Below are 23,081 nucleotides of genomic sequence, written 5' to 3' on the forward strand. Positions count from 1 at the left end.
ATTTAAATTTGATTGTTCCACGTGGAACAATATCATTTCATCACTTTGAAGTCAAAAGAAACAACCACCAGCAAAACCCATCTCAATAGAAAAGTTTGCAAATATACGCTGATTTGCTGAAACTTAGGACACCTTAGAAATGTAGTAGTTTTCTTTCGAGCGCATTACAGCTGCGTCGTCTTCCGTCTTGTCCTTATAGCCACAATAATGCAGAATTCCATGAATCATAACCCGACTTAATTCAGTATAGAAACTTTCTTCAAAGTCCTTCGCATTATCCCGTACCCTCTCAATTGAAATATAAATATCTCCACTGATAAGTTTGCCTAAGGTGTAATCAAAACTGATGATATCGGTAAGGGTGTCATGCTCCAAAAATTCAATATTGAGTTTCAAAAGATAGGCATCATCACAAAAAATATAATTGATTTCACCCTCCTTGAAACTTTCTTCAATAATGGCATTTGAGATCCATTCAGACAATATAAGTTCATTGTCCAATTCAAATTCTATTTCGTAGTTAAAGCTGATCATCCTCTTTCTTAAAATACTCCTGCACCTTTTTCTTGTAAATTTGTTGCAAAGGTAAAGCTTGTCTATTTAATATTTCAGTAGTATTAAAATATTCTTTGGCCGTAGGAATTTGATCATTTGATGAATTATCAAATTGCTTCTTATTGGTATTGGCCTCGCGCTTATGCTCCTCGCCTTGCAAAAATGTAGCATTTTCCAACTTTAAAAGCTGATGTTGTAAGTTCATCATACGTTGAAGCGTCTGATTGGTAAAACCCTTATTAATCAAATCATATTCGATATTTTCCATTTGCTTTAACAACTGTTGTCCTTGTTGTGAATTGCCCAATTGGCCAAGCTTGTCCTGTAATGCCTGTCTCAGTTGCTGTTGTTGTTGATAAATACGATATAACTCACCATTCATGGATTCTGAAGAGCCTTCATCACCCTCTTTAGAATGCACGCCGTCTCCTTCTTCACCTGGCTCATTGCCTTTTTTTTCGCCACTTTCTCCATCACCCTCTTGTTGACCCCCGCCATCCTTCTCTTTACCAGACTCACTCTTCTTCACGCCTTCTTCCATCTGCTTGTTCAATTCCTCCTGGCTCATAATGATATCTGGCAATTGAATTCCGCCAGAACCACCGCCTTGACCTTGTCCTTTTCCGGAACCTTCACCTTGACCAGGATTCATATCAGCTTCCATATTATCCAAAATATCACTTAAAAAATTGGCCAATTCATTGGTTGCCGTCATTGTGTATTGTTGGGTGCCTACGCCCTGATACAATAAATTTTCAGAAAGCTCATCCATGGATTTGTTTATATTATAAAACACATCGGTAATCTTAGAGTTAACATGCTCGGAAAGTTTAGGTTGACGAAGTGACAATGCAAATAAACTATCATCAATATGTTCAAAATGCTCACGTAAACTGCTCTGCTTACGCAAAAACGTTCCGTATTGATTATGGTTGATTTGAATGCTCTTAAACTTATCCATCAAATCCTCCTGATCAAAGGAGAACAGCAATAAATTTTTTAAAATTTGTCGAAGCATTGCCGCATCTTCCTGCATCTGCTCTTGACCACCAGACATCATTGCATCAGACATTTTTGCACTCATCTGTTTCATTTTCTTAGAAGCATCCTTTTGCTTCTTCTGTGCATCATTCTGTTTTTGCTTGGCGTTATTTGAATCATTCCTTCGTTCAGCATCCTCCTTTTTTTCAAGGTCATCTGAAGCTTCCTTCTGTTCCTTTTTAATCTCCATTTCCGCTTCTTTATCCTGAGGAACCTCTAAAGGCTTCTTTAAGGCATGATTCTCTTTTTGAAGTTCTTCCAATTCTTTTTGAAAGTTTTCAAAGTCTTCATTTAATTTTTCCTGCTTCTCCTTGGTATTATTTTCTTGATTTTCTTTGGACAACTTTTCTTGTTCGTCAGCTAATTGTTCAATTTCACGTTGCAACTTTTCCGACTTTTTAGCCACATAGTAACGTTTGGTTAATTCCAGCAGCTGTTGTAAACTTTTTTTCTTATTCTTGTTTTGCTTGGCGAGTTGGTCTAGCTTTTCAGTCAGCTCCTCCTTTTGCATTTTATCTTGGAGGGCTTCCAATTCCTTTAAAAGCTTTTCATCCTTCTGAAGTTGTTCTTCATTATCTTTTAAGCGCTCTTTAAGATCTGCCTTAAAAGGATCGTTTTCGGGATTGTCCTTTTGAAAATCCTCCAAATTTTCCTTAAGCTGCCTATTGAAATTCTGCATCATTTCTTCTTGCTGCTTTTGACGCTTTATAAAATTATCGAGTTTCTTTTTATCATTGAAACTAAGTTGCTCCTTTTCCTTTTGGGTCCTTGATAACTCCTCCAATTGCTTTTCCTGAAGTTTTATCTTTTCAAAAGAATTATCCAGATTCATTATGGTTTCACTTTGTTCTCGCAATTGCTTACGCTCCGCTTCGTCCTTAGTAAGTTTACGGTAAGTGAACATTGTACTTTTTACACTTTTAAAATTATGAATGGGGTCGTTATCAAAAACCTGAAAATATAAGTCATAAGTCACACCATCTATTAATTTCAGGTTGTTCGGAAATGCACTTACAAATTCCTCAAAATTAGTTTGGGGCATAGAAAGTGGCACAATGTGTTTATCCGACTCATTATCAGATGGATAATAGACCAGTTGAAGTTTACTCAATCCATAATCATCACTCGCCTGACCATAAAAATAAAGCGATTGATTATCAATAGAATCCCGTTCAACCTTAATATTAAGTTCAGGGTAAGCATCTTTTATAACTTGAATGCTATAGGCCAAATTTTCATGATCCTTGAGTGCTTGGTTGCTTGTGGCTATATTATAATCGAATTTGGAATAGAGGCGTTTCGACATCTCAAAGTTACCTTTTGATGTGAGCTCAAAACTCGTCGTATCAGCAGCATACATTGCCACCTCGTCAGTGGAACGGGTCTTGATTTTCCAAGTAATATTTGTACCTTCAGGAATGGTCGTATTTCCGGTACTCTTCAATACCTCATCTGCCCTGTTGAGATATACAGGATAATCCAACACCATTTCAAAGTTTACTAATGTTGGCACGTTAACAACGTTAAGCTGATAGTTTTTAGAAATTACCTTATTGGCAGAAAGTGTAAAAGAAACATCATCCTTTGGTTGAGCAAAGACATACTCAAAAGTTCCGGGATTGGTTTGTCTTAAAAAATAAGTTTCACCGGCATAATGAATTTGTGCGTTCTCAGGCACTACTGAACCTACCGTTTTAACCATAAGTTTAAAGTCTTTGTTTTCTATGGCCTGAAGGCCATCATTTACCACAAAAAACTGAAAAGGAGCCGGCGGTTCATAGGCTGTTTTATAGTTTACAACACGCTCATAACTGCCGCTGAACCAATTAAAATGTCCGGTAATGAATGTCAACACTAAAATGAGAATTGGAATTACCGCATATTTTAGATAAGTCACATTTTTATTGAAATTGACCGCCATTTTAAATGGAACAGGATCCAACTCGGCCGATTTCTGCTCAATACTAGCCAATAATAATTCGGATTGCTCAGCATTTCTCTGAAGTTGAAGGACGTTCAACAGTTTGTCACTGACCTGGGGGAAATGCTTTCCAATGATCTTTGACGCCTCCTCATAGTCAATTCCTTTTTGAAGCTTAAATAATTTTGTTATTGGCCACACAATAAACCTGACAAACAAGCCTACTTCTACCGTTACGAATACCCAAAACAGAATAGCTCTTGCGGTTGGTCCTAACCAAAACAAATATTCTATAAAAAGTGTCAATAAAAGATATAGTAACCCAATGGCAAAAAATAGAATGGCACCTTTTAGCAGATCGTTCGTATAATAACGTCTGATAAACTGTTCGAGCTTGGCTTGTATGGTTTTGAAACTGTTCATAAACGATTTGGAAGCAATTGGTATTTAACCCCACAAAATACAATTTTATTTTAATCTATAATTATCTAATTCTGATAAGCTTATGTTAATTAAGAGGATGAACCAGTTCAAATAATGGCATCATTTGAAATATAAAGTTCAAAAACTTCTCTGACTTAAAGTTAGCAGTTTTAAATGAACGAAATTCCACGTGAAACTATTTTAACTTAAGATCATCATTGCCAACACATTTTCAATTTGAATAAATCTGTAATTCGTAAATTTAGAAGCTTGAATTCTCTCTCTAAGCTTCGAGATTGCACACGAAAAATCTATCTTTGTATTCTTAAATTATAAACAATGACAGATCATGTTCGTGTGCGTTTTGCACCAAGTCCAACAGGACCTTTACATATTGGTGGTGTTCGTACTGCTCTTTTCAACTATTTATTTGCTAAAAAACATAAGGGGACTTTTATCGTCAGAATAGAAGATACCGATCAAAACCGCTATGTTGAATGCGCTGAAAATTATATCATAAACGCTTTAAATTGGTGTAATATTCCGTTTGATGAAGGTCCAGGAAAAAATGAAAAATTTGGTCCATACAGGCAGAGTGAACGTAAGCATTTGTATCAAAAATATGCCGAGCAGCTTATCGCTTCTGGCAATGCCTATTATGCATTTGACACCGCAGAGAGCCTTGATCATCATAGAAAAGACCATGAGGCCAAAGGAAAAACATTTATTTATAACTGGCATAACAGAAAACTCTTGCTCAATTCACTGTCTCTTTCTAAAGAAGAAACGCAACATAAGTTGGATGCTGGAGAAGCGTATGTCATCCGTTTTAAATCGCCAAAAGATGAAACCCTCAACTTAACGGATATGGTTAGAGGTCAAATGACCATTGAAACCAATATCTTGGATGACAAGGTTTTGTTCAAAAGTGATGGCATGCCAACCTATCATTTGGCGAATATTGTAGACGATCATTTAATGGAAATTACGCACGTGATTCGTGGTGAAGAATGGTTGCCTTCCCTAGCCCTACATTATCAATTATACGACGCTTTTGGATGGGAGAAACCACAATTTGCGCATTTACCTTTACTTCTTAAACCTACCGGAAAAGGAAAACTGAGCAAACGCGATGGGGATAAATTAGGCTTTCCTGTATTTCCTATGGAATGGAAAGATCCTCAAACTGGGGATATTTCCCGTGGCTATAAAGAGGATGGCTATTTTGCAGATGCTTTAATCAACTTTTTAGCCTTTTTAGGATGGAACCCAGGCACAGAACAAGAGCTATTTTCTCTAGAGGAATTGATTGAAGCTTTTGAACTGGAACGCGTCCATAAATCTGGTGCCCGTTTTGATCCTGATAAAATCAAATGGTTCAATCACCAATATATGCAATATCAAAATGATGATGAATTGGCTGAAGTATTCAAAGCCAACCAGCCTCAATTAAAGGATATTGACGTTAATTACGTGGCTATGGTGGTTGGAATAATTAAAGAGCGCGCCACATTTGTTACCGATTTTTGGGACTTGTCCTCGTTCTTCTTTATTGCACCTCAGTCTTATGATGAAAAATCATTTTCAAAAATCATGACCAATGATGCTCGCGAATTGATGAGTGAATTAGCGCAGGTTATTAGCCATACTTCAGATTTTACGGTTGCAAATATCCAATCCGATGTGAAAGCTTGGATTGGCAAAAAAGAAGTGGGATTTGGTAAAGTGATGCAACCCTTACGATTGGCATTAGTGGGCGCCATGCAAGGTCCTGATGTTTTTGAAATCATGTTTATGATTGGGAAGGCTGAAACGGTACAACGCATTAATAAATTGGTGCAGACCATATAACCCAATTGAACTTTTTTAAAAAAGGAGAAGATTCGACATAAATAAAGTTTTAATTAGTATTTTACCTGTTCTAACCATTAAAAAATCACGCTATGTTTGCCATTCCCTTTATTATTGTCGGATTAATTATATTATTTTCTTCCTTTTTCACCGTGAAACAACAGTCGGCCGCAATTATTGAGCGCTTTGGAAAGTTTCAAAGCATTCGGCACTCTGGTCTGCAGATGAAAATTCCGATTATTGACCGTGTTGCAGGAAGAATGAGTCTTAAAATCCAACAGTTGGATGTGATTGTAGAAACGAAAACCTTGGATGATGTTTTTGTTCGTTTAAAAATTTCCGTTCAATTTATGGTGATTTCGGAAAAAGTCTATGATGCATTTTATAAACTAGATTATGCACATGATCAGATTACGAGTTATGTATTTGACGTGGTCCGTGCCGAAGTGCCAAAAATGAAATTGGATGATGTTTTTGTTAAAAAAGACGATATTGCCATTGCTGTTAAAACAGAATTGAACGATGCCATGTCAGATTATGGATACGACATCATTAAGACACTCGTTACAGACATTGATCCGGATGCGCAGGTAAAATCTGCCATGAACCGTATTAACGCTTCTGAGCGTGAAAAAATTGCGGCGCAGTTTGAAGGTGATGCGGCTCGTATTCTAATTGTTGAACGTGCCAAAGCGGAGGCTGAAAGTAAACGTTTACAAGGTCAAGGTATTGCCGACCAACGTCGCGAAATTGCCCGTGGATTGGAAGAATCTGTTGATGTCTTGAACCGTGTTGGAATCAACTCTCAGGAAGCTTCAGCATTAATTGTGGTCACGCAGCATTATGATACTTTGCAATCTATTGGGGAACATGTTAACAGTAATTTGATTTTGTTACCAAACTCTCCGCAGGCAGGAAGTGATATGTTAAACAATATGGTAGCAAGCTTTACCGCTAGTAACCAAATTGGCGAAGCGATGAAAGAAGCGAAGTTGAAAAAGAAAAACGAAGATAATAAGGCGCAATAAGCAACATAAGAAAACCCTCCAATTGTGGAGGGTTTATTATTTAATGGCCGTCTTTATATTTTTTTATCATTTCTTTTAAGCCGTCCAAATAATCCTGAAGTGCCTTATTATCACCCTTGGCATTGGGATCATTTTCATTGGGAAGCGTCATTGGTCTTTCATCTAAATATGTTTCCAGTTCAGGATAGTTGTCCTCAATATCTCTAGTGATTTGTGTAATTTCAGATAATAATTTTTGCGATAGTTCCCTTTTTAAACGTGTTTTGAATAATAAAAGTTACTCATTTTCACATAGACAACAAAACATTTAATTCAATATTAAGAGTCATTTTATACCATTTCAAATCTTGAATGGATGCCGTTCCTCAAAGATTAGTTCAGGATTCATCACTTTAAAAATGAATTTCAATAATACATTTACAATAGGATGGGTATGTCTCATGTACATAGACATAGGCCTAGGAGTAGCTCCCACTGAACTTTTGATCTCTAGCGCGGTTCTAGCAAATACGATCGTTTCAACACCATTTTCTATTCCAAAAGAAATCATATCATACAGCATATTCAAGTATAGTTGATTCGTATGCTGATGGCCGTCTTCATAGCCCAGGAAATAGGTTTCTAACTTCGCTTTGTTCATAATAAGACTAAAAAAACCTATCATTTGCCCACTTTGATAATACGCAAAGATTCTAAAATTATCCTTTAATTGAAGCTTATAAGTATAAAAATGGTATTTAGGCAGTATAAACGTATTAAATGAGGCCTTATTGGACACGTTCTTATATAAATGGTACAACTGATCAGAATTCTCTAAGATCGCGTCAGTGGTCATTTCTTTAAGCGTAATTGGGCCTAATTTCTTCTTGGCACGTTTATAGCGTATTTTATATTTTTTATTGAGATCATTAAAATAATCAGGAATGGTTTGCCAATGCTGTCTAATATCCAAGACCATATTTGGCTGCACATCGAGATGGTAAAATCCTTGTCTAATCAGCAATTTCGTAGCCTGATGGATGCTATCATTCTTGAAATAATCCTTGAAGAGCACTGCCCTAATTGATTTAGTGCCTTGCTCTTTAATGTGAGTTTTAAGATCTTCAATGGCCTCATACAAAATTTCTAAAAATTCGATTGGCGAGATAGATTCAGAATTAAAATACATTCCATGTTGTCCTGTATGGGTCATATTACCTACAACCAAAATATTTCCTTTTAGAATTCTAGATAATCCATCTTTAAAAATAGCCAGCAATTTTGAAGAGGAATCCGTTCTAAACATATCTTAGGCATAGAGTTCGACACGTTGGATGAGTGCAATTCCAACAAGGGCATCATCTTTAAATACTCCGATATAATATGGTGTTATGGTGGTTGGTGCAGCTTCCTCCAAGGCATTTAAATAGGGCATCTGAAGAAATATGTCATGTCTAACCAATGCATTCCACGCTGGTGGAATTTGAGCCGTTGAAACGTAGCGTTTAAAGTGTGTCAAAGTAGGAACTGGATCTTAAAAATCAGTGGATATAAAAATAAGTGGATTATTTAAATCTCAAAAGATTGATGTCACTAATCTCAATACTTACTAACGAAGAAGTTTTTAAAATTAAAATATTACCAACGTCCACTCGCTCCACCACCGCCCGATCTTCCACCGCCTCCAGAAAAACTACTTCGTGATGAGGAATTGGATGACCTAGAAGACGACGACCTTGATGAAGAATTAGAATACTAAAGAACCTATTTTTCTTAAGATAACTTTTATTGGTTTTAAGAAAGGAGAACTCAAATCCTTGATCAAAGTGCTTCACCATCAAAGTAGCTATGAGGATTGGTCATCCCAATAAAAAGAATTCCAACACCAAAAGAACATTAGTCATGTTGAAATATCTCGAATTTATGATGCTATGCATCGTATTATTAAGATCTAAATTAAGGACAAATGGCGAAACTATTAATGAAAATGCAATAAGCGGAAAAATAGTAATACAAGACCAAACAGTAAGGGAAGACAAGCGCCTAAAAATATAAAAGGAAAAGATAACACGCTTATTGTCCCGAAAGTAAAACTCTGTACACATTAACAAGATCTCTATAGACCTTTTTTAACAGATAAAACCCAATGAAAAAGAAAATACTAAGGAATACTAAAAAAGGCACCAACAAGAAAAACTAAAATCACTAAATATGAAGTGGTATTGGAAGTATCGCTTGAGGCTGAAAACTTTTCTACGTATTTTGGAGCGCTGATCATCTTGATAATCTCATCACCAAAATCAATACTCTCAAAGCAACGATCTTCCTTAAATTCAGTAATCATGATATTCCTTATCAATCGCGAGCTTATAGCATCTGCAAAGATAGGCTCCAAGTCCTAACCCACTTCTATACGTACTTCCCTATCGTTTTCTGAAAATTGAATTAATAAGCCGTTATCGGCGCCTTCTTGTCCCAATTGATTCTGCTCAAAAACTTGAAATGCATAATTCTCAATCGTATCGTCGCCTAAATCGGCGATAGTCAACACAACGATTTGATGCAACGTTTCCGTTTTAAAATTGGTTAATTTTTCTCGTAAAGCCAAAAGCTGGTCGTAGGACATGATATTGGCATTGTCCGTACAGATGTCATTTAATTGCGGGTAGACATGTTGTAAAAAACCATTAAAATAAACGAAACAGCCAACCAATAAAATAAATAACTGCTTCTTTAAAGGGTTACTTATTAGATGGATTGTGCTTCTGTTTGTAGAAGTGCATTGCCATCTTCCAATCCTGAAGCAATAAATGCATTGATATCCTCATTTCTCTCTAAGCCTTTTTCCAACAAAACCCCAAGAGCAATCATAGTCGCAATACGCGTTCCTACTTTTTTAGCTGCGGTGTTGAACCACGGCTGTAAATCTTCGTAGGTAACGTTTTTTGCAAGCTCTTGAATTTCAGCTTTGGTTTTTAACTGTTTTTCTTCAGGCAGATTGGTGTATTTCTTACCAATTTGCTGAATGATATCAATCGCTTTTCGCTGTGGTTGATTGTTTTGCGGTTTTGACATTTGCTCAGTATTCTTAGCTCCTGCTCCCGTATTTTTAGTGGCCTTCGTCCAAGAATCACGTAACCCCACAGTTCTATTAAAAACTAATTTTTCAGAGGTTGTATCCTTATCGACGTTAAAATATCCCAAACGTTGAAATTGGAATCGGTCACCAACTTTAGCATCTTTTAAACTTGGTTCCACAAAGGCGGTTATAATTTTTAAGGATTCTGGATTTAAAAATTCCATAAAATCCTTTTCTGGATGTGCATCTGGTGATTCATCCATAAACAACCGGTCATACACACGAACTTCAACTTTTACGGCGTGTTTAATGGACACCCAATGTAAGGTTCCCTTCACTTTTTTGGAGGTATCTTCTGAATAGGTACAGTGAATTTCTGTAATATTTCCAGCAGCATCCTTAACAACATTTTCGCCTTTAATGATATAGGCATTCTTTAAACGTACTTCTTGACCTAAAGTGAGTCGGAAATATTTGCTGCCTGCCTGCTCTTTAAAATCGTCCTTTTCAATATAGAGTTCTCTTGAAAACGGAACTTTTCGGAATCCTGCATCGGCATCTTCCTGATTATTTTCGGCTTCCAGCCACTCTTCTTTTTCTTCTGGATAATTGGTAATCACCAATTTTATAGGATCCAAAACAGCCATCACCCGTGGTGCGGTCTTATTCAAATCCTCACGGATGCAAAACTCTAAAAGTGCTACATCAATAATATTATCACGTTTGGCAACACCTACGGTTTCCACAAATTTCTTAATAGCATTTGGTGTATAACCACGACGGCGCAAACCTGAAATTGTAGGCATTCTAGGATCATCCCAACCCGAAACCAACTTATCTTCAACCAATTTAAGCAACTTACGTTTACTCATAATGGTATAACTAAGGTTTAATCGGGCAAATTCGCGTTGTTTAGGACGCAAATTGGCTGTATCTACAACTTGGTCCAAGAACCAATCATAAAGTTCTCTATGAGGCTTAAATTCGAGGGAACATAAACTATGGGAAATACTTTCAATATAATCACTCTCTCCATGGGTCCAATCGTACATTGGGTAAATACACCAATCGTTACCAGTCCTATGGTGGTGTTTCTTCATAATCCGGTACATCAAAGGATCGCGCATCAACATATTGGTATGCTTCATATCAATTTTAGCGCGCAACACATGCGAACCCTCTTCAAATTCGCCATCCTTCATTTTTTGAAAGAGTTCAAGATTCTCTTCAACGCTCCTATTCCGGTAAGGTCCATCCACTCCAGGTTGGGTTGGCGTTCCTTTCTGTTCCGCCATCTCTTCAGAAGATTGGGAATCAACATAAGCCTTATCTTCTTTAATCAATTGAACGGCCCAATCGTACAACTGCTGAAAATAATCAGAAGAATAGAGTTCATTGGCCCAGGTATAACCCAACCATGAAATATCTTCTTTAATGGCATCCACATATTCTTGTTCTTCCTTGGTAGGATTGGTATCATCAAAACGAAGATTCACCGGGGCATTATATTTTTCTCCCAAACCAAAACTAATACCAATGGCTTTGGTATGTCCAATATGTAAATACCCATTAGGCTCTGGTGGAAACCTAAAACGGAGGTCCTCTTTAGACATGCCTTTGGCTAAATCTTCTTCTATAATGTGCTCAATAAAATTAAGCGATTTTGTTTCTTCTGACATACTAGCTATTCATTATTTCCTATTCAATATATAAATGCTATACGCAATAGGAATTCCTGTGCAAAATTAAGGATTTTTTTAGTTCTAGAAATGCCTTATTTTTGCGGTTCTAAATAGAATTATGGGCATTATAAAAGTTGAAAACATTCGTGTGTTTGCACATCATGGATGTTTAAAGGAAGAAACTAAGATTGGGAGTGATTATCGTGTTGATCTTAAAATTAAAGCAAATTTACAACCTTCTGCAGCGTCAGATAAATTGGGTGATACCGTAGATTACGTGCTACTCAACCGTATCATTAAGGAAGAAATGCAAATTCCTTCCTATTTGCTCGAAACCGTTGCGAAACGTATATTAAATCGGATTTTTAATGAAGACCATTTGGTTCAAAAAGCTACGGTTTGTGTGAGTAAAATAAACCCTCCTATTGGTGGAGATGTTGAAAAAGTCACGATAAAAATGACACAAAGACGAAATAAATAAAACTAAATAGCTTACCAACTTTATTTTTTTTACATTTGCACTTCCAAATTTGGCATCATGGCCGAGTGGCTAGGCAGAGGTCTGCAAAACCTTCTACAGCGGTTCGAATCCGCTTGATGCCTCAAAACCCTTAACGAAAGTTGAGGGTTTTTTTATGGCTAATTTTTATAAAAAATTAATTAAAGCTCACAAACCTTCTATAGCGGTACTCTCATGATGGTTACCGCATCCACTGAAGCCTCAAGAAAACCTTAACGAAAGTTGAGGGTTTTTATAGCTAATTTTCGTAAAAAATTAGTTCAAGCTCACAAACCTTCTACAGCGGTTCTCATGACGGTTATCGCATCCACTGATGCATCAGAAAAACCATAATGAAAATTGAGGTTTATCTTTATCTAATTTATAGAATGGAATATAAATGAAGCGGATCTTCGCGGTTATCTTAGTATTTGAAATGTAAAAACCTCTCCTATTTTAAAAATCTGAGAGGCTTGGCTGGCTGAAATTCAAAGGGTATTTATCTTAAAAAATAACTTGGCTATTGATGAGGGCTATTTTTTCATTAACCTTATCCATAAAATCATGTAGATATTCCGGTACATTTTCTTTTGATTGGTCTATTCTCCAACTAAAAAGTTTTCCATCTTTAGATAATTCGATAAAAAGTCCGCCCCCATCAGCACAATCTGGACATCCAAAAATATCAGACTCCTCCTTCAACAATTGCTCGGGTATAAATTGATATAAATCCTTGACAAGGGTATAAGTCGCTTGATCCAATTCATAAAAATTGAACTTTTTTAAGGAATAATCATCACTAGAATCCTCATATAATTCGTTCTCAGTCAATTTAAAAACTTCTACGCACTCTTCTCCTCCACACATTCCATAGAAATGACCGAAAATCAGGTAATCACTTCTTTCTTCATTTGCATCATCAGAATCGCAACCAACGAACATGAACGCAATTAGAAATAGAATACTCAAATTTTTCATGATATAGATTTCTTTATAGATGGAAATGTGTGGGAAAGGTTGCGTATTCTTTGAAAAATTAATTGAAATATTGAGAGAACACTAATAAATAAACATCGTAAGTTTGGGTAAGAATACTACTTAAATAAACATAACAATCCCCACTACATCAAAAAATACTGAATTTCAATTAATTCAAGGGATTGATCTGTTCCAATCGGTCTTTAAGAAGTTCCTTTTCTTTTGGAAAGAATGCCTGCGATAATAGCAAAATACCAAAGCCTAAAATGACCAAAGAAATAATCTTTTTAGTTTTAAAAATACGACGTGGCGTCAACTTATTTTTAAGTTTTTTGGCTATCAATATTTTGAAGAGATCAATAATAAAATAAGTCACGAGAATTGTTGAAAGAAAAACAACCACGCCTCCTTTTGTTTCCGTAAAAGAATTGGCAATGATAATAAAACCCAACCAACCTACCAACACCCCAATATTGATGAAATTTAACAGAAATCCTTTCAAAAATAGCTTTCCATAATTCTTTTGAATTTCCACTTTATGGTACTCTCTAACAATCGATCGAAATGATTTGGAAGTTTTAGTAAACGTAATAATACCATAAACTACTAAAATGACGCCTCCAAAAACTAGGAAATTTGGATCGTGCTTAATTTTATCGAGTAATTTATTGGTACTAAAAAAAGCAACAGCAATAAATAAGATATCTGCCAACATGACCCCTAAATCAAAAATAAGAGCACTTTTAAAACCTTTGGTAGCACTGGTTTCCAACAATACGAAAAAAACTGGACCAATTGTGAATGCCAGAATTATACCAAAAGGAATAGCTGAAAGAATTTCGTGCAACATATAACTTGTGTTTCAACAAAGCTACATAAATTTTTATCTTTCTAGAGCTTTGACATTCCCAAAACAGTCACATAGGCTTGGGTATATTTAATACTTTGAACTCAAAGAATCATTGCGTTCACTACGTGTTAATCCATGCGTACAATCCTACCTCCAAACAATTTACTCTCGTTAACAGTTTCCGGATTGCCATAAATATAGACATCTCCTCCGGCCCTTATTTTTATGTCTGCTAATTTTGATACATTAATTATAGCTTCTCCAGCTGCACTAATTGCAACGTACGTAGCTTCTGATTCAGAAGTTTCACCTTGAAAAATACCACCGGTATTAATGGAAATATCCTGTCTTACCGCCGTTCCTGACACTTCAATCTCGCCACCTGTCACAGCTTTTACTTTGTTTTCAGAAACATCCAAATCTATTCTTATAATGCCACCTTCCTGGGCTCTTAACTCAATTTTGAATTGTTGAAAAGTGTCTACAGACGTTACATAAGCACCTTCATTAACATCAATGACGTCAATATCCTTAAAATACAGTATGACCTTGGTATTATTACCATCAAATTTTTCTTCAAGGCGCATTTGTACTTTTAACGTACCATTCTTATTAATCAATTCAACACTATGAGGCTGATGTCCAGAGATGACAGCCTTATTTTCATCGGATTTAATTAACGTAACATTGATTAAATCATATACTTTAAGCTCATTAAAATTTCCTATAGTCTTCTCAATATTCTCCTGAGCCATCGCATTTACACTTACAAGGAGCGCGGCTATTATGAGTGCTAACTTCATAATTACTGTTTAAAAATTTCTAATTCATATTGTATTAAAATCAACGTCAATTTAAGCTTTAGAACGTAGATCTAAACGATTCTAAATACTAATTAAACCTAAATTTTAAGCCACAGTTACGGCAGTTCCTGTAGCAGAAACGGTAACATAATTGCTGGTAGTTAATTCAATATCTACCTTAATCCCAACTATGGCATTTGCATTTAATTTTCTCGCATTATCTTGTAATTGTTGGAATGCTTGTTCTTTAACCGTACTCATGCTTTCGGCAATGGCCTGATAATATTTTTCCATGTTAAAAGTCATTTTCATCTTCTGAATATTTACAGAAATTCCAGAAACAATGCCTTTATATTCTAAGATTTTAAAACCCTCAATAGAGTTGGTCGTTGTCAGAATCATAATAGATTATAATTTAAATTTTATAAAGCACAAAAGAAGATTACAATTCAATACTTTGCGGTTTCCCAATCAGCGTAAAATCAAGGTGTTTTTTAACTAAATCCGTATTTTTAACCTTAACCACCACTTCTTCCCCAAGTTGATAACTCACTCCAGTTTTTTTACCTATCAAGGCATATTGCGTTTCATCAAATTCATAATGGTCATCATTCATATCTCTTACAGAGACCATACCTTCGCACTTATTGGAAACAATTTCTACATAAATTCCCCAATCTGTCACTCCAGAAATAACACCCACAAATTCTTCGTTTTTATGGTTTTCCATAAACTTGATCTGCATGTATTTTATAGAATCACGCTCCGCTTTGGTAGACAGATTTTCCATATTACTGGAATGGTTACATTTTTCTTCGTAAATAGCTTCATTGGCTGATTTTCCTCCGTCAAGATAATGTTGCAATAAACGATGTACCATGACATCAGGATAACGTCGGATGGGTGAGGTAAAATGTGTATAATAATCAAAAGCCAATCCATAATGACCAATATTATCTGTTGTATATTCAGCCTTGCTCATAGTTCTAATAGTTAAGGTATCTACTAAATTTTGCTCCTTTTTACCCTGAACATCACGTAATAATCCGTTCAAAGATGATGCAATACTGTTGCGATCCTTAAAATTAAGTTTGTATCCAAATTTAGAGACAACTCCTTGAAGTGTTGCTAATTTGGTAGCATCAGGCTCATCATGCACACGATAGACAAAGGTCTTTTTAGGTGTTTGCTTTCCAATAAATTCTGCAACTTTCCTGTTAGCCAACAACATAAATTCTTCAATCAGTTTATTGGCATCTTGGCTGGTTTTAAAAAACACGCCAATAGGATTGGCTTGTTCATCCAAATCAAACTTCACTTCCACTTTGTCAAAAGAAATGGCCCCATCTTTCATACGCTTACCACGCATAATTTTTGCCATTTCATCCATTTTTAGAAGAGCGTAACCTACTTTTTTATCGGCATGATATTCTTTTCCTTCAATAGAAATATGTTCCGGAATAAGCGTATCAATTGCTGAAATATCTGCCTTTGTGGTAAATTTCGTATTGTTTTCAATAATAACTTGAGCTTCTTCATAAGAAAAACGGGCATCACTATAGGTCACTGTTCTACCAAACCATTGATCTTTGATTTCAGCATCATCGTTCATCTGAAACACTGCAGAAAAGGTATACTTCTCTTCATTTGGTCTTAGAGAACAGGCATTATTTGACAGCACCTCTGGAAGCATCGGCACTACTCTATCCACTAAATAAACAGATGTTGCACGTTCATAGGCTTCGTCATCCAAAACAGTGCCTTCTTGGACATAGTGGGACACATCTGCAATATGAATTCCAATTTCATATAAGCCATTATCCAAAATTTCGAAAGATAAAGCATCATCAAAATCTTTGGCATCTTTTGGATCTATGGTAAACGTTAGTGCTTTTCGCATGTCGCGACGTTTGGCAATTTCATCTTGGTTAATGGAAGTATCCAAAGAATTGGCATAGTCTTCAACTTCAGGAGGAAAATCATAAGGCAATCCATATTCTGCTAAAATTGCATGGATCTCCGTATTATGTTCTCCAGGCTTTCCTAAAACTTTCAAGACTTCACCTTTAGGAGAATCTTCGCCCTTTTCCCAACTTTCTAGAGATACAAGAACGACATCACCATCCTCAGCTTTATTTATTTTATTTATAGGCACAAAAATATCCGTGTACATCTTTGTACCGTTAACAACTACAAAGGCATAATTTGAATGAATTTGAATCACCCCCACATACTCACTTTTAGCGCGTTTAATGATGTTTGTAATCTCACCTTCAAACTTACCTTGCTTGCGGCGTTTATAGACGTAGAATTCTACCTCATCACCATTTAGAGCCTTATTTATTTTATTGGAAGAAATATAGACGTCCTCTTCAAAGTCAGGGCTAATAATATATCCTGAGCCTCTGGCGGCCATATCTAAAATTCCAGTATGATATTCTGTAGTAACAATGGCTTTGAACTTGCCACGCTCAGTTTCTTCAATTTCCTTTTTAGCCAACAGTTCTTGAAGCTTTTTAATGATTTGATTCCTGCTAGAGGCATCATCCACCTCAAGTTTAGCAGCTATTTGTTTATAATTAAAGGATTGATTTCTATCTTTTTTTAAAATACTTAGAATTGTATTTGTTAGGTTAGAGATCTTGTTTGAAGATCCCTTTCTTCTTTTTTTTGTCATTTATAATGTAATCATATTGAATTTCTAAAGTTAGCGAAATTCGGTTATTCGTTACTTAATTAAAGGAGAAGATTGGTAATTAAGTTTTTACAAAACTACGGTTTATATATTAAATCATTATCACCTTAGTATTAATTTTAAGAAAACTCGCGTTCTTTCTTTTGTATAATTTAAAACGAAGCCTAAAAACAGTTATCCACATTTATATATATAATTATCAGTTTTCTTTTAAAATTTAAAAAAATAATGATGGTTATGATGGTTTGTTAATAGCTGTTATAACTTTTTAGAGTTTTACTTTGATTAGTGACTTATCAGACTTACTTAAGATGATGTTAACAGCATATTATATTCAAACGTTCTGATTTTGAATGCTATCTTTGAGGTTATGAACAACTGTTGACAACCCTACTTCACATCCAATTCCTCATAACATTATTACTTTTTTATGTTTATAGAGTATCTTTTGGATGGTGATAAACTATCCAAACAAAACGACTAACTTTTTTGGTGATTTCATTTAAGTTTTGGTTGGGAAAAATAATCGGATTTATAAAATTTATCTTTTAAATCTTAACGACAAGTTATGAACAAGTAATGAGCAGTTGTTGATTTCATATTGTTATTAGTTTAGTTCCATCATATCATAGAATTCCCAATTATTTTGATTATGGCCCATTATTGAACCTTGTATTTATAGTTTTGTGTAAAGTTCGGCTTCTGTTTTCTAATTCTAGAATAAGCACAATATGAATATTAACATTTTATACTAATAGGATGTGATAATGTGTCGGTAACCCCTACATTCCGTGTTAATTTGCAAGCGGACTCACTATATTATTTCGTAACTTTGGCTTCTGAAAATTAGATAAAAACACAACAAAAATGAGAATTTCAATTGGTAATGATCACGCAGGAACTGAGTATAAAGAGGCTATTAAAAAGCATTTAGAAGAGAAAGGATATTCCGTGAGTAATTATGGAACAAACACTAATGATAGTGTAGATTATCCTGATTTTGTACACCCAGTAGCAAAAGATGTTGAAGATAAGGCTGTAGATTTTGGAATTATTATCTGCGGAAGTGGGAATGGTGCCAACATGACCGCCAATAAACATCAAGGCGTTCGTTCAGCATTATGCTGGACAAAAGAAATTGTAGCGTTGGCAAGACAACATAACAATGCTAATATTTTGAGTATTCCAGCCCGTTTTACTGCCTTACCACAAGTTATTGAAATGGTTGACACTTTTTTAAATATAGCTTTTGAAGGTGGTCGCCATGAAGACCGAATTAAAAAGATTCCGGTGGAACATTAATCCATGGAAGATAATCACTCACATTCTAATAAGAAGCATAGAAACTTAGTTCTTTCTATCCTGTTGAATATCCTTATTACAATTGCGCAAGTTGTGGGTGGCTTGATTTCAGGGAGTTTAGCGCTATTGAGTGATGCACTCCATAATTTTAGCGATGTGATATCGCTTATCGTGAGTTATGTGGCTTCAAAATTATCTCGGCAAAAGGCTTCTTTTCACAGAACGTTTGGTTATAAACGTGCGGAAATTTTAGCAGCATTTATCAATGCCTCTACATTGGTAATTGTGGCTATTTTACTGATTATCGAGGCCTTTAAACGTTTCCATAATCCGCAACCCATTGAAACTTCATTAGTCATTTGGTTGGCATTGATTGCCATCTTGGCAAATGGTTTTAGCGTTATTTTATTGAAAAATGATGCGAAGAATAATTTGAATATGCGTTCCGCATATCTACATCTCCTTACCGATATGATGGCCAGTTTTGCGGTACTAATTGGGGGCTTGTTGATGAAGTTTTACCACTGGTTTTGGGTAGATAGTGTGTTGACATTGTTGATTGCGCTCTATTTAATTTGGGTTGGATTTGATTTGTTGGTTAAGTCTTCCAAAATGTTGCTATTGTTTACACCAGATCATATTGATATCAAAGACGTGGTGAGGGCTGTCCATCAACTGCCAAAAGTAAATAGGCTGCACCATGTACATATTTGGTGTTTAAACGATGAGGAACTGCATTTGGAGGCCCATTTGGAATTTAAGGAAGATATTAGTCTCTCTGAATTTGATTTGATTTTACATGATATCGAAACCTTATTGCATCAACAATTTGAAATTAATCACGTTAATATACAACCAGAATTTAATAAAGAAGATCCTAAACAAATAATTGTTCAAGATTAGTTTTAAAAATATTTTATGTTGATGTTTGAGAACACTAAAAGTAATGCTGAATTGGTAAGAAAATAAGATTTTAAGAATGCTAAATATTACAACAAAGACGTTTAAGGAACTTACCATTGAAGAATTGTACGCCATTTTACAATTGCGAAGTGAAATTTTTGTGGTGGAACAAAATTGTGTCTATCAGGATATCGATTATAAGGATCAGAATGCGTTGCACGTTATGGGTTTGAAAGACGACAAATTAGTTGCCTACACACGGCTTTTTAAACCAAACGATTACTTTGAATACGCTAGTATTGGAAGAGTTTTGGTTAGAGATAGTGCGCGTCATTTAAAATACGGCCATCATATTATGAAAGCTTCCATAACTGCCATTAGGGTACATTATAACGAAACAAAAATTAAAATTTCTGCCCAAACCTATTTGAAACATTTCTATAATTCATTGGAATTTAGGGAAATTGGGGAGGAATATTTAGAAGATGGTATTCCACATATTGCTATGCTCAAGGATTAATTGGCCTCATTTACATAAGTGACCAAAATTTCTACACGTCGGTCATATTTCGCTTCTCCGCCCAACGGAAATTTACGTCGCATCCCCACATATTTCATGCGTTTGGGATCTACTCCTTTTTTGGCTAAATACTTATAAATATATTGCGCTCTTGCCAAGGATAAATTTCGTTTTTTAGTTTTTCTGTCAATGGCATCCCTACTATTTTGAGTGCAACAAACATGGCCTTGAATGGTAAAATAGATATCCTTTCTTTCCAGCAATACTTTGGAAATTTCTTCCAATGTTTTTGTGGATTCAGGAAGTAGATAGCTGTAGCCTGTTTTAAAGAGAATGTTGTCTAATAGAATATAATCACCAATCTTAATATCGCCTGCTAAAGTTTCACTGGCTGTTTTGGTTTCAGTGACCACTTCAGGTCTTGGTGGGAAAAACGGAGTGACAATAATTTCCACTTTTCGGTTTAAACTTCTTATTTCGCTAACGTCTTCTTCTTTGATGAGTTTTAGCAAAATTTTTCCTTTACCGTCTACATTGGTGATGATGGATTCATCAAACTCATTATTTGAAAAAATGGCTTTAATGCTATTGGCTCTATTTTGTGAGAGCGCTAGGTTATATTCGGCGCTACCCCGATCATCCGTAAATCCATAAATGGAAACTTTTTCGATGTCAAGAGTTTCAATTTCGGATAGAAAAATTAAGAGTCTACTGTGTTCACTATCAGAAACATCATAGGCATCAGTTTTGAAAAATACCTCGTGTTTTAATTCTACCTGAGACCAAATTATTTGGGAAAAAAGAAACCCTAGGAAGAAGATTTTGTTCATACTTAATCACTTGAATGATTAAATATAACTAAAATTTCAAGAATCCCATTTTCTTATCGATGTATGGAAATTATTGAAGGTAACCGAGATAAGTCAACGGACTTTTAAGTATTTCTGTGCCTTTTTTAATTTCGGTATTGTGAGAAATGTAATAGGAATACATCCCTTCCCTGTAGAAATAACGCTTTACAATTTCTTCTGCCAATAAGCCCATCAGCTGGGTTTTGTTATCATCAATTGCTTTTGTTTTATAAGTATTTAATGCTGTTAATAAATGCGTATATTCAGGATCAATGACCTCATTTAAAGCTTCCTCTTTCGCTACTATGAGCGCATCATCAAATGCTTTTTCAGTCTTTGTTTCAAAGGTGAAGTTGTTCTCTTTTAAAAAGTTTTTAAATTCCTTGAAATCGGCATCAGTGAATTCAAAACTATTTAAATCGGTCACCTGATGCGAATAGTAATACTCTGTAGCAAAATCGAAGATTAAATTATCATTGACAATGGCGCTCGTTATAGGACTTAGTTTAGTGATGCCAAGTTCTACATCTGGCTGAACCCCACCACCATCAAAAACAGTCCTGCCGCGTTTTGTTTTAAAGGCGTTATAATTCTCTTTTTTCACGCGTGTAGCCTTGCCAAATTCATCTCTATTCCAATAGTCCAAAGATTGGATACAGCGTCCTGAAGGGGTGTAATAACGTGAGATGGTAATTTTTAATTGAGTGCCATATACCAATGATTTTGGACGCTGTACCAAACCTTTTCCAAAACTTCTCGCCCCAACAACCACAGCTCTATCCAAGTCCTGTAAGGCTCCTGCAACAATTTCACTAGCGGAAGCACTTCTTCCATCAATGAGAACCACTACAGGAATTTCGGTATCAATGGGTTCTTTTTGGGTGTAATAGGTCTTATTATATTTTTCGACCTTTGATTTTGTAGTCACCACCAATTGATTTTTTGGTATGAAAATATTGGTCACATTTACGGCTTCATTAAGTAGACCTCCCAAATTGCCACGAAGGTCTAAAATGATTTGTTTAGCACCTGAAGTTTTCAAAGCTCTTACAGCGTTAATAGTTTCTGAAGATGCTTTTTCGTTGAATTTACGCAACACGACGTATCCAGTTTTATCATCAATCATTGAAAAATGAGGCACCGCATGTATTTCTACGGCTTCACGTTTAATGGTTGCTGTTTCGGTTTTTCCTTGGCGGAGATAAGTGACATCTACAGTAGTTCCGGCGGTACCTTGTAAGAGATTGCCGGCATCATCGTTGAAATCGGCCACGACAGTGTTATCTACTTTTATAATTTCATCTCCGGCCTTTAAACCGGCTTTATCTGCAGGAAAATCCTTATAAGGCTCAATGATCACCAGTTTATCCTTTAAGGTCAATACACTTGCCCCAATACCGGTATAATCTCCCGTGTTGTTAATTCTAGATGCTTCCACATCCTGTTCGTTGTAAAAGTTGGTGTAAGGATCTAAATCGAGAAGCATACTTTTGATGGCAGTATCCATTAACTCTGCTGGATTTGTCTCATCAACATAATTCATATTTACCTCCTTAAAAAAGGTGGTAAATATTTCGATTTGCTTAGCTATTTCGAAAAAATCATTTTTAAACGCGGATCCGGTTATAAATAATACACCTATAAAAACAGGAAGTACTATTCTTTTAGTCAATAACTTTTTCATAATCTTAATTTCAAAAGTTTAGGGTTTAGGTAGGGATTGTTGTTTTAAAAAAGCGGCCATTAAAGTATTCATTTTTTTCGAAATAGTTTCGAAATCGGTTTGAGTCTTACCAATGTACAAAATCATAAACGCATATTGTTCAGGACTGTTGTTAAAATATCTCGATTTATTGAGTCGGTAAGCCTCTCTCATTAAGCGTTTTATTCGGTTTCTATGCACCGCTTTTTTGAAATTGCGTTTGCTTACTGAAACCCCCGTTTTTATTTGAACAGGGTCTTCAAAACTGGTCTGCAAATATACCAATCGCAATGGATAGGCCACCACAGAATTCCCTTCAGAAAAAAGTTTCTCAATGAGTTTCTGGCTTTTTAGCTTTTCTATTTTTTTATACGACTGATCCATAGGGTTCCAAAGGTACTACTTTACAGAATAAAAAA

Annotated in this window: 21 protein-coding genes and 1 tRNA gene; 7 read left to right on the forward strand and 15 right to left on the reverse strand. The window is 35.5% G+C overall.

All coding sequences use genetic code 11. The features are described from left to right. Positions 1–123: 123 nt before the first annotated feature. Positions 124–534 (reverse strand): rRNA maturation RNase YbeY, encoded by a 411-nt coding sequence (gene ybeY / locus G525_RS0111185; RefSeq protein WP_027126259.1) that lies wholly within the window; start codon positions 532–534, stop codon positions 124–126. Then, positions 521–3,940, reverse strand: coding sequence for a coiled-coil domain-containing protein (locus G525_RS0111190; RefSeq protein ID WP_027126260.1), 3,420 nt, complete (start codon positions 3,938–3,940; stop codon positions 521–523). Before G525_RS0111190 ends, ybeY begins: the two co-directional genes overlap by 14 nt. Positions 3,941–4,279: 339 nt before the next feature. On the opposite strand from G525_RS0111190, the gene gltX reads away from it, so the two are divergent. Both gltX and G525_RS0111200 read left to right on the forward strand, forming a co-directional pair. Further along, positions 4,280–5,791, forward strand: coding sequence for a glutamate--tRNA ligase (gltX, locus tag G525_RS0111195; protein WP_027126261.1), 1,512 nt, complete (start codon positions 4,280–4,282; stop codon positions 5,789–5,791). A 92-nt stretch (positions 5,792–5,883) separates the two neighbouring features. Then, the gene (locus tag G525_RS0111200) at positions 5,884–6,819 is read left to right on the forward strand and encodes an SPFH domain-containing protein (protein ID WP_027126262.1); all 936 of its coding nucleotides are present in this window, start codon (positions 5,884–5,886) and stop codon (positions 6,817–6,819) included. Between the two features lie 340 nt (positions 6,820–7,159). Here the strand turns inward: G525_RS0111200 and G525_RS20770 are convergent, their stop codons facing one another. The 5 genes from G525_RS20770 to G525_RS0111230 form a co-directional block, all read right to left on the reverse strand. Continuing rightward, the gene (locus tag G525_RS20770) at positions 7,160–8,104 is read right to left on the reverse strand and encodes a GNAT family protein (RefSeq protein ID WP_051209891.1); all 945 of its coding nucleotides are present in this window, start codon (positions 8,102–8,104) and stop codon (positions 7,160–7,162) included. A gap of 3 nt (positions 8,105–8,107) precedes the next feature. Next, complete coding sequence (locus G525_RS21745; protein WP_051209892.1) at positions 8,108–8,317, reverse strand: hypothetical protein; 210 nt, start codon at positions 8,315–8,317, stop codon at positions 8,108–8,110. Between the two features lie 642 nt (positions 8,318–8,959). Next, complete coding sequence (locus G525_RS21750) at positions 8,960–9,142, reverse strand: hypothetical protein (protein WP_027126264.1); 183 nt, start codon at positions 9,140–9,142, stop codon at positions 8,960–8,962. 54 nt (positions 9,143–9,196) lie between these two features. Beyond that, positions 9,197–9,511 (reverse strand): TPM domain-containing protein, encoded by a 315-nt coding sequence (locus G525_RS20775; RefSeq protein ID WP_027126265.1) that lies wholly within the window; start codon positions 9,509–9,511, stop codon positions 9,197–9,199. A gap of 35 nt (positions 9,512–9,546) precedes the next feature. Next, positions 9,547–11,556, reverse strand: a complete 2,010-nt coding sequence (locus G525_RS0111230) for a glutamine--tRNA ligase/YqeY domain fusion protein (RefSeq protein ID WP_027126266.1) — start codon at positions 11,554–11,556, stop codon at positions 9,547–9,549. 121 nt (positions 11,557–11,677) lie between these two features. On the opposite strand from G525_RS0111230, the gene folB reads away from it, so the two are divergent. Next, positions 11,678–12,040: a dihydroneopterin aldolase gene (folB, locus tag G525_RS0111235; protein WP_027126267.1), complete on the forward strand. Its 363-nt coding sequence runs from the start codon at positions 11,678–11,680 to the stop codon at positions 12,038–12,040. Positions 12,041–12,091: 51 nt separating this feature from the next. Continuing rightward, positions 12,092–12,162 (forward strand) — tRNA-Cys (locus G525_RS0111240). A 400-nt stretch (positions 12,163–12,562) separates the two neighbouring features. Here the strand turns inward: G525_RS0111240 and G525_RS0111245 are convergent. From G525_RS0111245 to G525_RS0111265, 5 genes are all read right to left on the reverse strand, one after another. Then, positions 12,563–13,036, reverse strand: coding sequence for a hypothetical protein (locus G525_RS0111245; protein ID WP_157491925.1), 474 nt, complete (start codon positions 13,034–13,036; stop codon positions 12,563–12,565). Between the two features lie 169 nt (positions 13,037–13,205). Continuing rightward, a complete protein-coding gene (locus G525_RS0111250) occupies positions 13,206–13,886 on the reverse strand; it encodes a LysE family translocator (protein WP_027126269.1) in 681 nt (226 codons plus the stop codon). Between the two features lie 128 nt (positions 13,887–14,014). After that, complete coding sequence (locus tag G525_RS0111255) at positions 14,015–14,689, reverse strand: head GIN domain-containing protein (RefSeq protein WP_027126270.1); 675 nt, start codon at positions 14,687–14,689, stop codon at positions 14,015–14,017. Between the two features lie 105 nt (positions 14,690–14,794). Next, the gene (locus G525_RS0111260; protein ID WP_027126271.1) at positions 14,795–15,091 is read right to left on the reverse strand and encodes a YbjQ family protein; all 297 of its coding nucleotides are present in this window, start codon (positions 15,089–15,091) and stop codon (positions 14,795–14,797) included. 40 nt (positions 15,092–15,131) lie between these two features. Further along, a complete protein-coding gene (locus tag G525_RS0111265) occupies positions 15,132–17,366 on the reverse strand; it encodes a ribonuclease R family protein (protein ID WP_027126272.1) in 2,235 nt (744 codons plus the stop codon). Positions 17,367–18,251: 885 nt separating this feature from the next. Between G525_RS0111265 and rpiB the strand changes: the two genes are divergently transcribed. The 3 genes from rpiB (at position 18,252) to G525_RS0111280 (ending at position 20,109) form a co-directional block, all read left to right on the forward strand. Further along, on the forward strand, positions 18,252–18,686 hold the full coding sequence (gene rpiB, locus G525_RS0111270) for a ribose 5-phosphate isomerase B (protein WP_027126273.1): 435 nt from the start codon (positions 18,252–18,254) through the stop codon (positions 18,684–18,686). 3 nt (positions 18,687–18,689) lie between these two features. Further along, positions 18,690–19,589: a cation diffusion facilitator family transporter gene (locus tag G525_RS0111275; protein ID WP_027126274.1), complete on the forward strand. Its 900-nt coding sequence runs from the start codon at positions 18,690–18,692 to the stop codon at positions 19,587–19,589. A gap of 76 nt (positions 19,590–19,665) precedes the next feature. Continuing rightward, on the forward strand, positions 19,666–20,109 hold the full coding sequence (locus G525_RS0111280; RefSeq protein WP_027126275.1) for a GNAT family N-acetyltransferase: 444 nt from the start codon (positions 19,666–19,668) through the stop codon (positions 20,107–20,109). Here the strand turns inward: G525_RS0111280 and G525_RS0111285 are convergent. From G525_RS0111285 to rnpA, 3 genes are all read right to left on the reverse strand, one after another. After that, positions 20,106–20,939, reverse strand: coding sequence for an OmpA family protein (locus G525_RS0111285; protein WP_027126276.1), 834 nt, complete (start codon positions 20,937–20,939; stop codon positions 20,106–20,108). The two genes, G525_RS0111280 and G525_RS0111285, sit on opposite strands and share 4 nt — an antisense overlap. A 70-nt stretch (positions 20,940–21,009) precedes the next feature. Further along, positions 21,010–22,644, reverse strand: coding sequence for a S41 family peptidase (locus G525_RS0111290; RefSeq protein ID WP_027126277.1), 1,635 nt, complete (start codon positions 22,642–22,644; stop codon positions 21,010–21,012). An 18-nt stretch (positions 22,645–22,662) separates the two neighbouring features. Further along, positions 22,663–23,046 carry a ribonuclease P protein component gene (rnpA, locus tag G525_RS0111295; protein WP_027126278.1) on the reverse strand — a complete coding sequence of 128 codons (384 nt, stop codon included), beginning with the start codon at positions 23,044–23,046 and terminating at the stop codon, positions 22,663–22,665. Positions 23,047–23,081 lie beyond the last annotated feature (35 nt).

The organism is Gelidibacter mesophilus DSM 14095 (assembly GCF_000423005.1).
GTDB lineage: Bacteria > Bacteroidota > Bacteroidia > Flavobacteriales > Flavobacteriaceae > Gelidibacter > Gelidibacter mesophilus.

Bases quoted from the DNA above. Each gene is read 5' to 3' on its own strand.
- rnpA (WP_027126278.1), bottom strand. From the start codon at position 23,046: ATGGATCAGTCGTATAAAAAAATAGAAAAGCTAAAAAGCCAGAAACTC.
- G525_RS0111230 (WP_027126266.1), bottom strand. From the start codon at position 11,556: ATGTCAGAAGAAACAAAATCGCTTAATTTTATTGAGCACATTATAGAA.
- G525_RS0111190 (WP_027126260.1), bottom strand. From the start codon at position 3,940: ATGAACAGTTTCAAAACCATACAAGCCAAGCTCGAACAGTTTATCAGA.
- G525_RS0111280 (WP_027126275.1), top strand. From the start codon at position 19,666: ATGCTAAATATTACAACAAAGACGTTTAAGGAACTTACCATTGAAGAA.
- G525_RS21750 (WP_027126264.1), bottom strand. From the start codon at position 9,142: ATGATTACTGAATTTAAGGAAGATCGTTGCTTTGAGAGTATTGATTTT.
- ybeY (WP_027126259.1), bottom strand. From the start codon at position 534: ATGATCAGCTTTAACTACGAAATAGAATTTGAATTGGACAATGAACTT.
- folB (WP_027126267.1), top strand. From the start codon at position 11,678: ATGGGCATTATAAAAGTTGAAAACATTCGTGTGTTTGCACATCATGGA.
- G525_RS0111290 (WP_027126277.1), bottom strand. From the start codon at position 22,644: ATGAAAAAGTTATTGACTAAAAGAATAGTACTTCCTGTTTTTATAGGT.
- G525_RS0111275 (WP_027126274.1), top strand. From the start codon at position 18,690: ATGGAAGATAATCACTCACATTCTAATAAGAAGCATAGAAACTTAGTT.
- G525_RS0111260 (WP_027126271.1), bottom strand. From the start codon at position 15,091: ATGATTCTGACAACGACCAACTCTATTGAGGGTTTTAAAATCTTAGAA.
- G525_RS0111250 (WP_027126269.1), bottom strand. From the start codon at position 13,886: ATGTTGCACGAAATTCTTTCAGCTATTCCTTTTGGTATAATTCTGGCA.
- gltX (WP_027126261.1), top strand. From the start codon at position 4,280: ATGACAGATCATGTTCGTGTGCGTTTTGCACCAAGTCCAACAGGACCT.
- G525_RS0111285 (WP_027126276.1), bottom strand. From the start codon at position 20,939: ATGAACAAAATCTTCTTCCTAGGGTTTCTTTTTTCCCAAATAATTTGG.
- G525_RS0111200 (WP_027126262.1), top strand. From the start codon at position 5,884: ATGTTTGCCATTCCCTTTATTATTGTCGGATTAATTATATTATTTTCT.
- G525_RS0111265 (WP_027126272.1), bottom strand. From the start codon at position 17,366: ATGACAAAAAAAAGAAGAAAGGGATCTTCAAACAAGATCTCTAACCTA.
- rpiB (WP_027126273.1), top strand. From the start codon at position 18,252: ATGAGAATTTCAATTGGTAATGATCACGCAGGAACTGAGTATAAAGAG.
- G525_RS0111245 (WP_157491925.1), bottom strand. From the start codon at position 13,036: ATGAAAAATTTGAGTATTCTATTTCTAATTGCGTTCATGTTCGTTGGT.
- G525_RS0111255 (WP_027126270.1), bottom strand. From the start codon at position 14,689: ATGAAGTTAGCACTCATAATAGCCGCGCTCCTTGTAAGTGTAAATGCG.
- G525_RS20770 (WP_051209891.1), bottom strand. From the start codon at position 8,104: ATGTTTAGAACGGATTCCTCTTCAAAATTGCTGGCTATTTTTAAAGAT.